Here is a 12,539-nt window from a genome sequence, read left to right as displayed (position 1 = left end):
AACAGTAAATGGTGGTCGAAATGATGAACAATGAGAAGAAAATTTATGTCCTGCTAAGCAATCCGACAACACTTGTGGCCAAAATGATCGGCCTATATACAAGAGCGCCTTACAATCATGCCTCGATCGCATTTGATCCCGAACTGCGTGAGGTTTACAGCTTCGGGCGCAAACACCCTTTCATCCCTATCTTTGGCGGCTTCGTCAGAGAGGACATTCATTCCGGAGTATTCGAGAAAGCAACCTGCGCTGTATACAGCTGCAAGGTTAGCGCGGAGAATTACATGCGCATGCGAAATTTTGTGAAAACCTTCGAGGATAACGACGAGCTTTACACCTATAATTTCTTGGGACTCTTAGGGATCATCTTAAATATGGAGCTTGACGGAAAAAATTCTTTCTTCTGTTCTCAGTTCGTCAGCCGGGTATTCCAAGAAGCCGGCGTCAACCTTCTGGAGAAATCCGCGGGATTAACAACGCCGTCCGATCTTTGCGGCTGTCCGCACCTCCAGCTCGAGTTCCGCGGGCGCCTCGATACGTACCGCGAGCGGTACTGCTATTCGCGCCGCACGGCAGCAGCATACGAGCAAAGCCGGTATTATGCGGCAAATTAATATTCGGCAAAACAAAAACCACGTAGTTTAGGCTACGTGGTTTAATCTGAATTCGGAAGGATTTTTTCGTTAGCCATAAGGTACTTACTCTCCGTGCTCCTTTGCAGGATTATCCCTTTTGATAAGGAGGGACTGTACTCTCTGTTTCTTCGCTCTCTTATTCTATCTAATCAGTTTTACATTCTCCTGATCCAATGGGATAATCGTGCAAAAAGTGTCCGGACAACGATAGGGATCGACCTGCAGCAGGGCTAAGCCAAATAAGCTTCCTTCACCTGCTCATTGGAGAGCAACAAATCGGCTTCGTCCTCCATCAGGATTTCTCCGGTTTGCATCACATAGCCGCGGTGCGCGATTTGCAGCGCTTGAAAAGCGTTTTGCTCGACGAGCAGCACCGTCATCCCCTCGCGGTTTAACTGCTGGATCATCTCGAAAATTTGCTCGACGATAATCGGAGCAAGCCCCATCGACGGTTCGTCCAACAACAGAATTTTTGGCTGCATCATCATGGCCCGGCCGATGGCCAGCATTTGCTGCTCCCCGCCGCTCATCGTCCCGCCCGTTTGCGCCATCCGTTCCCTAAGGCGCGGGAAATGGTCGAACACCCGCTCCATCCGCTGCTTGATCACCTTCTTGTCCCTCACGGAAAAAGCGCCCATCTCCAGATTCTCCTTCACCGTCAACCGCGGGAAGATCCGCCGTCCTTCCGGCACATGTGCGATCCCCGCCAACGCCGCTTGATGCGGGGGTAAGTTGGACATCTCCGTACCGTTAAAGCGGATGGTGCCGGTCGTGTTCACCTGGCCGCAAATCGCCTTGAGCGTCGTGGACTTACCGGCTCCGTTGGAGCCGATCAACGAAACGATCTCCCCTTCCTCTACGGTTAAGGATATGCCTTTTAAAGCTTCGATCGCTCCATAATAGGCGTGAACCTCTTTCAGCTCCAGCAAGCTCATGATATCACCTCGAATCGGACGGTTTCGCCGCTGCCTTGAACCGCGCTTTTGCCCAAATAAGCTTCAATCACTTTAGGGTGGGAGCGAATATGATCCGGCCCACCTTCCGCAATTTTCGTTCCGTAATCAAGCACCAGGATATGCTCGGACAACTCCATCACCAGCTTCATGTCATGCTCGATCAGAATAATCGTCATCCCCGTTTCCTCCTGGATGCGTCGGATCAAGCTGATCAGCTCTGTTGTCTCGCGCGGATTCATCCCGGCAGCCGGTTCGTCCAGGAGCAGCACCTTCGGCCTCGCCGCTAACGCCCGGGCAATTTCAAGCCGCCGCTGTGCACCGTATGGCAGACTCGCCGCCTGTTCGTTCAAAAGCTCTTGCAGCCCGACGAACTCCAGCAAGCGGTACGCCTCTTGATGCACCTGTTCCTCCTCGTGTCTGGCTCGGGGCAGTGAGAGCAGTGTCCCGAAAATGCCTGTCTTCAGATGGGTATGCATCCCCACCATCACGTTTTCCAGCACGGTCATACTGCCAAACAACCGGATATTTTGAAACGTCCGGGCGATACCTAAACTGACGATTTGATGGGGCTTAACGCCAACGATCGATGCACCGTCCAACTCGATCGTGCCCTCGTCCGGGGTATAAATGCCTGTGATCATGTTAAAAAAAGTCGTTTTCCCGGCGCCGTTTGGACCGATAACAGCGGATATTTTGCCGCGAGGAAACGCGAAGTCAACGCCTCCAACCGCCGTCAGTCCACCAAAGCGCTTCACCAGCTTGCTTACCTTCAGAATCGTCGTCATTGGCTTACACCTCCGCTTTGTTGATTGGCGGGCGGTAATGTGGCTAACGAATTGCCGGAACGATGAGCCTTAAGCTTCGCGGCATCTACTTTCTTGTTCTTGGCGGCGATCAAGCCGTTCGGCCTGAAGATGGCAACGAGCAACAGGATCACACCAAAGATCAGGCGTTGCATCTTGGAAGGCGAAATCGAGCTGGGAAGTTGGATGACTCCCTGCAGTGTCAACTGGTTTAACCAGTTGGTGAGCTCCGTCAGCACCTGTAAATTCAGAATTGTAACCAATGCCGCGCCGAGTATGACGCCAGGCACGCTGCCCATGCCGCCCAGCAGCACCATCACCAGAATCGTAATCGATTCAAGCAGCGTAAAGCTCGTCGGATCGATAAACGTTTGCTTCGCCGCAAACACCACTCCCATCATGCCGGAAAAGGAAGCGCCAATCGCAAAAGCAGTCAGTTTGGTGCGGATGAGCGGAATGCCCATCGATTGTGCGGCGATCTCGTTCTCCCGAATCGCCTTCCAAGCCCGTCCCAGCCGGGAATGCTCCAACCGTTTCACGCCGAAAATGACGATCGCCAATATAAAAAGGACGATAAAGTAAAACTGGTTCGGAAACGTAAAGGCTAGACCAAACAAGCTCGGCGGCTGAATCGAGGCCAACCCCATCGCCCCGTTCGTAATATTCACCGGTTTATCCAAGTTGTTAAAAATAATCCGGATAATTTCCCCGAACCCCAGCGTAACGATCGCCAGATAGTCGCCCTTGACCCGCAGTACCGGCAAACCAAGCAGCAGCCCAAACAACGCAGCCATAAAGCCGCCAAGCACGATGAAGATCCAGAACGCGCCTCCAGGCAGCGGAAACAGCTGGCCGGAGATAAACTCGTTGGCCTGCGGCGTGGCAAAAATGGCGTACGTATAAGCTCCAACCGCGAAGAACGCAACAAAGCCAAGGTCGAGCAGTCCGGCGAATCCGACGACGATGTTCAGCCCTAACGCCATCGCGATGTAAATGCCGCACTGCGTAGCCACCTCCATATACGACTGATGGGCCGGGCCGCCGGAAGTAGCAAACGGAATGACCACCAGCAGCAGCGCCGCGCCAACCGCCCATTTGATCGAGGTTCGGAAGGTCGTCAAATACAGCAGCAGCAAGGAGCCAAGTAAGAGGAGAAAGGCGATTACCGATTTATTCGAAAAATATACGCTTGCCGCCGTAACAATGACAAACATTGTAAATAACAAAGCTTGGGCAAGTTGGCTTTGGCCCAGCCAGAGCTTCAGTTGATTCATGGCAGATCACCTACACTTTCTCTTTCACGGCTTTGCCGAATAACCCTTCCGGCTTGAAAATGAGCACCGCGATCAGGATCAGAAACGCGACGACGTCTTTATACTCCCCGCCCAGCGCGCCGCCTGTGATGACGGACAGGTTCGCGGACGAGAACATTTCCAGTACGCCAATGAACAATCCGCCAAACATGGCACCCCGGATATTGCCAATGCCGCCAAGTACCGCTGCGGTGAAGGCCTTCATCCCCAGGATAAACCCGATATATGGATCGATGGTGCCATACTGCTGGGCGAACAGAACGCCGGTCCCGCCGCCAAGCGCCGATCCGATAAAGAAAGTCAGCGCAATCACCTTATTGACATTAATGGACATCAGCGACGCCGTCTCCCGGTCCTGGGCTACCGCCCGCATGGCGGTTCCCCACTTGGTACGGTTTACGAAAAAATCAAGCCCCGCCATCAGAACGACGGCCACCGCCACAACAATGATCGTATTCGACTTTAGAAAGGCGTCGTCAAACCCGCTCCATAAGGAGGATGCGCCTAGCTTCAGATTTCCCCCGTAAAGTGAAATGCCGGTAACGATAAAATTTCCGGTACGGAGATCCGCGATAAATCGGACGATGTCCTGCAGCAGAAAGGATACCCCGATCGCTGAAATCAATGAGATGAGCTTGGGAGCCCGGCGGAGCGGGCGATAAGCCACCCGCTCGATACCGATCCCCAGCAACCCGGTTGACAGCATCGCCATCGCCAGGATCAGAAAATAAGCAAGTGCGGCGGGCAGCCCGCTGAGCCAACCGGCCGAGTTCATCGTCAGCAAGACTGCGGTGCCCACAAACGCGCCGGTCATAAAGATTTCCCCATGCGCGAAATTAATAAATTCGAGTATGCCGTAGACCATCGTATAGCCGATGGCCACCACCGCGTAGACTGCACCTAACGTTAATCCGTCCACCAAAACCTGGGGGAGTGTTTGCAGGATCATATCCATTTGTCCTTACCCCTTCTGCGTTATTGCCGTTCGTCGATTACTTCGGCTGTTCGATTTCGGATACCATCGTGCCAGGATAAGTTGGTGAATCGAATTTATAAATGAAGACCTTGGCATATTCGTTATCGCCTTTGTCGTCAAAGCTGACTTTCGTGGCGATGCCTTCGAAATCGGTTGTCGCCCGGACCGCATCACGGACCTGTTCACGGGTTGGCAGTTTGCCGCCGTTGTCTTCGATCGCTTTTTTCACAGCATTCAAAATGATATTCATCGAATCATAGGCATAAGCGGAGTAGTTCTCCACGGATTTGCCAAACTTCGCTTGATATTTGTCTGCCCAGTCCTTGTTGGATTTCGTAACGTCTGTAGACACGGAGCTGTACGCGACTTCCGTCAGCTTGTCACCGGCGATGTCCACCATCCCCGAGGAATCGAGCGCATCCCCGCCCATGATCGGCACCGTAATCCCCTTCTCCCGGGCCTGTTTAACAATCAATCCGGCCTCGGCATACATCCCGCCGAAGAAGATGAAGTCCGGCTTCTTGCTGAGCACCTGGTTCAGCACGCCGTTAAAGTCCTTCTCACCCACCGTGATCCCTTCGTATCCGGCGATCGTCGCCCCCAGCTCTTCAGCCGAGCTGCGGAAGGCATCGGCCAATCCTTGGCCATAAGCCGTTTTATCTTGGATCACAAAAATATTTTTCGCACCCACCGTCTTCACGGCATATTCGGCACCCGCTGGTCCCTGGAAGTCGTCGCGAGCGACAATGCGGTTGGCGATCTTCAGCTTCCGGTCGGTAAAGTCCGTTGCCGTACTGGCCGGGGACACCATCGGAATACTATATTTCTCATAGACGACCGAGCTCGGAATCGATACCCCGGAGTTCAAATGCCCAAGCACCGCCAATACCGCTTGATCCGCGCCGATCAATTCGGCGTTGGCGACGCCTTTCTTCGAATCGCCTTGGTCATCGTAAGGAACGAACTGCAGATCAAATCCCAGGTCCTTAAACTCAGCCTGACGCTCCTCCAGCGCCATCTGCCCCCCAAGCTTAATCGATTCCCCTTGAATGGCCGAGCCCCCGGATAACGGGGATTGCGAGGCGATCTTAATGACCGTAAGTCCCCCTCCAGCAGCGCTGGTATTTCCAGCTGCCGGTTTTGCCGCGTTGCCGGACGAATTACACGCCGAGAGCAACCCGATCATTAAACAAGCGCTAACCAGCCAGGCAATTCTTTTTTTCCCCTTCATACACATCCTCCTCAGATCAATCTTGTTCTAGGGCTTCGCCCCGTTTACGTCATGTATAAGTCACTTTATCTAACATAAATCACTTATTATTCCGTTACTTATGTTAGTATTAGTGACATCTGAAATCACCTTACTCCCTCGACTACGTAAAACTACAGTTTCCAACTTGTTCTCCAGCCAAGAAAGTAAAATAAATTTACACAGATGTCTCCCGCCTTCCCTGCAAAACACAAAAAAGCCCCGCCCTTCAAAAGGGCGGAGCTATATCGCGTACAACGCAGTTTGATTTAATTTCTCAGCTTAGTTCAACGGCTTATTCATTCGGTAGCCGGTGCATCTGAAGCCGCAATGTTCATAGAACGCTTTAGCGGACAGATGGTTCTCGCGGGCTGTAGATAATACCAGATCTGTGCTGCCCCGTTCACGGGCCCACATCTCCGCCGCTTCGATCAACCGTCTTCCGATCCCTGTGCCGCGGTGTTTCTCGTCAACGACCAATGCCGTAATCCGGGTTACCGGTCTACTCATGTCATGCGTCTGAAGCTGCTTAAGAAAAGCTGTCCCAACGATCACGCCGTCTAGTTCCGCAACCAGGTTGCCTAGCAACAGCTGGCCTTCCAACATCTCTAAACGTTCCTTTAATACACTGGCCGTCATCGGATAACGCAGTTGACGCATTAAAGGAAGCATGTGTTGAACATCGTCGCAACAAGCCTTGCGAATGACCAAAGCCGGAGCTAACGCCTCACTACTCAATTGGACCAAACCACCTTTAATAAATTTGCCGTTTTAGTATCCTATTCTATTTTCCGGCTTTACGGGCAAGATTGCAATAGTTCTAATTAAATATCTAAATATTTTTCGATAAAAAGTTACAAATACCGAAATTGTGCTTGGACCAAGCCGTAATAGATTCCCTTTCGTTCCATCAATTCCCGGTGAGTGCCCGATTCTCTAATCTCACCATGATCCAGCACGACGATTTTGTCAGCACTTCGGATGGTGGAGAGCCGGTGAGCTACGATAAACGACGTTCTCCCTTTGAGCAGCACCTTCAGCGCTTCCTGGATCTTGAGCTCCGTTTCCGTATCGATGCTGGCCGTTGCCTCGTCAAGGATCAGAATCCGCGGATTAGCCAGCAACGCCCGGGCAAAAGATAGCAGTTGGCGTTGACCCATGGACAGCACATTGCCTCGTTCCTCCACCTCGGTATCGTAACCGTTTGGCAGTTTCACGATAAAATCGTGGGCATTCACTGCCTTAGCCGCTGCTTCCACTTCCTCGTCGGTGGCCTCCAATCGGCCAAAACGAATATTCTCCCGAATCGTTCCCGAGAAAATAAACGTATCCTGGAGCACTACGCCAATTTGACTGCGGAGGCTTTGGACCGTCACGTCGCGGATGTCATGACCATCGATGACAACCGATCCGCCGCTAGGATCGTAAAACCGGCTGAGCAGGTTGATGATCGTGCTTTTCCCTGAGCCGGTGTGGCCAACGAGGGCGATCGACTGGCCGGGTTGTACCTCCAGGTCAATGCCTTTTAAGGCAGGGCGTCCTTGTTCATATTCAAAGACGACGTGGTTAAAGCGGATCTCGCCCGTAATCACCGGCAGCGGCTTGGCTCCCGGCTTATCGGCGATATTCGGCTCCTCATCGATAAATTCGAAGATCCGTTCAGAGGAGGCCATCGCCACCAGGAGTTGGTTGTACATTTGTCCCAGGCGGTTGATCGGGTCCCAGAAATTACCCACATAGTTGCTGAACGCCACCAACAGACCAATCGTCAGTTCACCGGACTGAATCAGGTAGACGCCTAGTACAAACAAGACAAACGTGCCGATCCCCCCGGTGATTTCGATTAAGGGGCCAAACGCCTGGTTCATCGCTGACGCTTTATCCCACGATTTCTTGTTGCTCAGGTTCATCGAATCGAAGTACCGCATATTCTCCCGCTCTTGTGTGTAAGCCTGAGTTACGCGAATCCCCTGAATCGACTCGTTCAAATGGGAGTTAATCCGCGAGTTCTTCATGCGGACTTCCTGCCAGGCCATCCGGATTTTTTGCCGCAGTTTGGTGGAGATCAGGAACATGATCGGGACGGTGACCATCACCGCCAGCCCGAGCTTCCAGTTGATCAACAGCAAAATCACGACGATCCCGGCCAGCTGCACGCAATCGATCATCAGGTTGACGACCCCGTTGGTGAACAGATCCTGCAGGGAATTGACGTCATTGGTGACCCGTACCAGCACCGAGCCGGCCGGACGTTTGTCAAAAAAGTTAAACGAGAGCTTCTGAATATGCTTAAACAAATCGGCGCGCAAATCATAGATGACCCTCTGCCCGATGATATTCGTGAACTTGATCCGGTAGACGCCGGAAGCCCATTGGATGAGGTACAGGACAAGGACGGAGGCGGTGATGCCGTACAGCAGCGATAAGTTGGTCTGACCGTTCGCCGGTGCGATCGCGCGGTCGATGGCCAGACTCGTCAAGTAAGGTACGGCCAGCTTCGTCACAGTACCAAGCACCGTCATCAGGATGATCAAAGGCAGCATCTGCTTGGCATACGGCTTCATATAAGCAAAGAGCCGGCGGAATTGCTGCCAGTCAAAGGCTTTGTCAATCAGCTCATCGTCCTGGTACACAAACCGCTCTTCGATTTTGCCAAGGCCGGTATCCTTGCCGGACTTGGGTTTCGACCTGGTCGCGGTATAGGTATTCACGCATCTCCCTCCCCTTCATGCCCAAGGGCTCCAGCCAAATGGTCTGCATATTGGATACGGTACACATCTTGGTACGGACCCGGGATTTCAATCAATTCCTCATGTTTCCCGCGTTGTACTACCCGGCCTTCGTTTAAGACGAGGATCTCATCGGCATGCCGCAGCGAAGAGATCCGATGGGCAATAATAAACGTTGTCCGTCCTCGCATCACTTCCTGGAACCCGGATTGGATCTCCTGCTCGGTCTCCATATCCACCGCGCTGGTGGCATCGTCCAAGATCAGGATTTTTGGATTCTTGAGCAAGGCGCGGGCGATGGCGATCCGCTGCTTCTGACCCCCGGACAATCCGAGTCCCCGTTCACCTACGACGGTATCGTAACCGTCCGGCAGCTCCATGATAAAATCATGCGCTTTGGCTAGTTGGGCGGCACGAATGATTTCCTCCATCGTTACGTTGGTCATGCCGTAAGCAATATTGTTCTTAATAGATGACGAGAACAGGAACGTCTCCTGAAACACCGTAGCAATTTGGCTGCGCAAGCTGCGCACGCTGAGCTCCCGAATGTCTTGGCCGTCCAGCAGAATGCGGCCTTTATTCACGTCGTAAGCACGCATTAGCAGCTGGATAATCGTTGATTTGCCGGAGCCGGTGCCGCCAAGAAAACCAATGACGGAGCCGGGCGGAGCATGGAAATCGATGTCCACCACCGCCGGCATTTTGTTCCCGTAAGCAAACGTCACTCGATCGAACCGGACATCTCCGCGAACCTGATCCGGATCAAGCTCTATCGCTTGTTCTTTGTCCTTCACATCGATCGGTTGATTTAGAATTTCCAGCACCCGTTCCCCGGACGCTTTGGATTGCGTATAGTTATTGATATGAAAGCCTAAGCCCCACATCGGACCAATGATAAACCAGATTAAACTGAAGAACGCGACCAGATCACCGAGCGACATCGACCCTTTGATCACCAAAGTCCCGCCAACGGACAGCAGCACCGCAACGCTGATCGAAGCCAGCAGCTCCATAACCGGAAAGAACCGGCTCCACAGCGTGGCCGCGAAGATCTGATTATCTTTATAGCGCTCATTCCGAAGCGAGAACTTCTCGACTTCGTGCGGCTCCCGGGCGAACGATTTGACGGTACGCACGCCCGTCACGTTCTCCTGCACCGCGGTCGTTAAGGAACTCAGCGCCAAACGCATTTCCTGGAACGCTGGATGAATTTTTGACTCAAATTTGAGGGCGACACCGGCCAGGAAAGGGATGGTTATCATCGTGATTAAGGTAAGCTGCCAATGGATGGACAGCATGACCGCTGCCCCAAACGTAACCATCAGGATCAGATTCAGCAGTTGGGCAAAACCAAACCCCACGAAGTTGCGGATGGCTTCCAAATCCCCGGTCAACCGCGACATTAAATCCCCAGTTTTCGCCGTGTCATAATAGCGGAACGATAAAAACTGCAGTTTCTCGTAACATGCGTTACGTAGCCGGTACGCCAGGTAGTTCCCCAGCCTTCCGCCAAAAAAACCGTGCAGGAACTGCAAAAGCGCCTTCACAGCCACAACCGAAACCGCCGTCGCGGCAATCCATACGACTTCTCCATAATTCCCCGGCCGAATTACATCGTCGATCAGCTTGCGAAGCAGCATCGGGTAGACTAAGCCAAGCCCAGTCGCAGCTGCCAAGCATAAAATCGACAACACCAAGTAATTCAACTTTGCCTGGTAATAAACCCGAAGTTGCCTAAGAACCTCCATGTCTCTCCTCCTACACCCGTTTGTGGAACTATACTTCAGATACCCCGTCATAACCAAACGGTTCCGGACGTCTTAGCAGCAAGATCAGGGAGAGTCGTCTGAACGCCGCGAAACCTGTCATCGCCTGAAAGCATGCGCTTTCATGGTCTTAGTCCCTTGCAGTTTATCATCATGATTTTCCCGCGGCAAAGCGTAGAAAAGCCTAATATCCGGTAAATACGGATATTAGGCTTCTATCACGGGTGAAACCCGCCTATTTATCATAAAAAGCTTCCATTTCCTCCACATCCCGCCCGATTTGAGCAAGGATGCTTTTCCAACGCGCCAGCTCCTCCGGAGAGACTTTGGAGCCTTGGATGCTCTGCTCCCATTCCGCCCACAAACCGCGGAACGTTTCAGCCGTTTGCTCCTTCCGCAGCGCGATTTCGTGCTCATAATGTTCCCGGAAAAAGGCTTCCATTTCGCCAACGATCGCCTTCAGCTTGGCGAGCAGCGGCTCCTCGAGCTTCGCCCGCAGCTGCAAACGACCGCCGCCTTCAAAAAACGCCTTTGGATTTTTGAAATACGGCCAATAGGTCTCTGGCGCCAACGATCCGCTGCCCAGCAAGCCTTCAGGAATCGCCGGTGTATCCCAGCTCGTTTCCGCGTTCGAATAGCTGAGCGGCATATCCAATGCCGCCTCATGCCGGCGGCACCAGCCTTCGGCTTCCCGGCGAAGCAGCGCCTCCGCTTTGCGCTCCAAACGCAGCGTGGTGGCAAGCAGCTCGCGCTCCAACTCGCCCGAAACTTGATCCAGCCATCCGCGCAGCGCGACGGTAAAATTCCGTTTCAACGGACCGTTATGCTCCTGCAGCAAGGAGGGATGGAAAAATTCCGTGAACAGCTCCAGCGCCTGCAGCCGTACCCGCTGCACAACGTGGAACAGCAGCTCGGCGTTCTCCTGGCTCCATTCCCTGCCGATATCGACCTGAAGAAACTCGGCAACCGCCTGCTCGAACCGATCCCGGCGTCCGCGCAAGGCGGCGAGCTGTTGCTCCGCGTTTTCCGCGCTTTGTCCAGCGGCTTCCGTCCATTTGGACAAACGTTCTTGCATCTGCTTCATCATTTCTACTGCGGACGAAACCGCCAGATTCCCGAGATCCTGTTCCAGGAAAGTCGAAAAGCGTTGCCGGAAAAGGGAGAAGCCTGGGTCATCCGCCGTATTATCCCGCCTTGCAGCCATTGCCCGCATACTGGATACGGCATATACGTTGGGCTGCTGGATGCCGGCGGTACGAAGACCATCCCGTACATGCTCCACGACAGCCGTCAGCTCTTCCTCCGAAGACGCGAGATCGGCGGCGTTGACGACAAAGAACATTTTGTCGAGGGCGAAGCTGCCCTTCATCCGTCCCAGCTGGCTCAGCAACTGTTTATCGGCACGCGAGAACGCGTGATTGTAATACGTCACGAAGATGATCGCATCGGAATCCTTCATATATTGGAACGTGACTCCGGTATGGCGGGCATGGATCGAATCGGCCCCCGGGGTATCCACCAGCACGATGCCTTGTTCAGTTAACGGACAGCGGTAATAAAAATCGATTTCCGCTACGAAGCAGGCTTTCGCTTCGTCTGCCGCATAGCTGCGGAACTGCTCCGCTTCCACGACCTCCACCTGCCCAAGCCGATCAGCGGATTCTGCCCATCCAGCAGCTGCAGCTTGCAAGAAGCTGTAGTGCGCTCGGCCGGCCGCCGGAATGTCTTCGGGCTTCAAGCGCCGTACCGCCTCCATCCAGGCCGTCTCCTTCCATTCCCCTAAGCCGAGGGCTTGGAAGGAGTAGGCCAAGTCTTCGCGGATCGCCTCGGCGCTCTTGAATTTGACGGCGGCCGTGTTATGGCGCTGACCTTCTGCCGGCGCCATCACGCGGATGATCGCCGCGGTGGTCGGATGCGGCGAGACGGGCAACACCGCTTCGCCGAGCAAAGCGCTGGCGAAGGACGATTTTCCGGCGCTGAACGCTCCGAACAGCGCCACGGTGAAGACGCCGTCGCGCAGCTCGGCGGCGCGCCGGGTCAGCTCCCGCACCCCGGTGCCGAAGGCCGGGTGGGGAGCCAGCCGCTCCGCCGCAGCCGCCAGGCGTGCGGCGG

General features: G+C 53.8%; 10 protein-coding genes. 1 reads left to right on the top strand and 9 read right to left on the bottom strand.

Translation table 11 applies throughout. From position 1 onward, the window contains the following. Window positions 1–23 precede the first annotated feature (23 nt). Window positions 24–614: a C40 family peptidase gene (locus tag M3G15_RS09660; protein ID WP_260070750.1), complete on the top strand. Its 591-nt coding sequence runs from the start codon at window positions 24–26 to the stop codon at window positions 612–614. A 251-nt stretch (window positions 615–865) separates the two neighbouring features. Here the strand turns inward: M3G15_RS09660 and M3G15_RS09655 are convergent, their stop codons facing one another. From M3G15_RS09655 to M3G15_RS09615, 9 genes are all read right to left on the bottom strand, one after another. After that, window positions 866–1,570 carry an ABC transporter ATP-binding protein gene (locus tag M3G15_RS09655; RefSeq protein ID WP_260070749.1) on the bottom strand — a complete coding sequence of 235 codons (705 nt, stop codon included), beginning with the start codon at window positions 1,568–1,570 and terminating at the stop codon, window positions 866–868. After that, complete coding sequence (locus M3G15_RS09650) at window positions 1,567–2,376, bottom strand: ABC transporter ATP-binding protein (protein ID WP_260070748.1); 810 nt, start codon at window positions 2,374–2,376, stop codon at window positions 1,567–1,569. Before M3G15_RS09650 ends, M3G15_RS09655 begins: the two co-directional genes overlap by 4 nt. Continuing rightward, window positions 2,373–3,668: a branched-chain amino acid ABC transporter permease gene (locus M3G15_RS09645; protein WP_260070747.1), complete on the bottom strand. Its 1,296-nt coding sequence runs from the start codon at window positions 3,666–3,668 to the stop codon at window positions 2,373–2,375. The genes M3G15_RS09650 and M3G15_RS09645 overlap by 4 nt, the downstream gene beginning before the upstream one ends. A gap of 10 nt (window positions 3,669–3,678) precedes the next feature. Further along, a complete protein-coding gene (locus M3G15_RS09640) occupies window positions 3,679–4,662 on the bottom strand; it encodes a branched-chain amino acid ABC transporter permease (RefSeq protein ID WP_260070746.1) in 984 nt (327 codons plus the stop codon). Between the two features lie 37 nt (window positions 4,663–4,699). Continuing rightward, window positions 4,700–5,914: a branched-chain amino acid ABC transporter substrate-binding protein gene (locus M3G15_RS09635; protein WP_260070745.1), complete on the bottom strand. Its 1,215-nt coding sequence runs from the start codon at window positions 5,912–5,914 to the stop codon at window positions 4,700–4,702. A 300-nt stretch (window positions 5,915–6,214) separates the two neighbouring features. Continuing rightward, window positions 6,215–6,670: a GNAT family N-acetyltransferase gene (locus M3G15_RS09630; RefSeq protein WP_036645881.1), complete on the bottom strand. Its 456-nt coding sequence runs from the start codon at window positions 6,668–6,670 to the stop codon at window positions 6,215–6,217. A 116-nt stretch (window positions 6,671–6,786) separates the two neighbouring features. Next, on the bottom strand, window positions 6,787–8,580 hold the full coding sequence (locus M3G15_RS09625) for an ABC transporter ATP-binding protein (RefSeq protein WP_260070794.1): 1,794 nt from the start codon (window positions 8,578–8,580) through the stop codon (window positions 6,787–6,789). 59 nt (window positions 8,581–8,639) lie between these two features. Beyond that, complete coding sequence (locus M3G15_RS09620) at window positions 8,640–10,409, bottom strand: ABC transporter ATP-binding protein (protein WP_036645878.1); 1,770 nt, start codon at window positions 10,407–10,409, stop codon at window positions 8,640–8,642. Between the two features lie 253 nt (window positions 10,410–10,662). Beyond that, a partial coding sequence (locus M3G15_RS09615; RefSeq protein ID WP_260070744.1) for a dynamin family protein occupies window positions 10,663–12,539 on the bottom strand: 1,877 nt, incomplete at its 5' end.

Source organism: Paenibacillus sp. p3-SID1389 (assembly GCF_025151705.1).
Classification (GTDB): Bacteria; Bacillota; Bacilli; order Paenibacillales; family Paenibacillaceae; genus Fontibacillus; species Fontibacillus phoenicis.
Note: the sequence above shows the minus strand (reverse complement) of the source record. Positions and strands in the feature narration are given on the sequence as shown.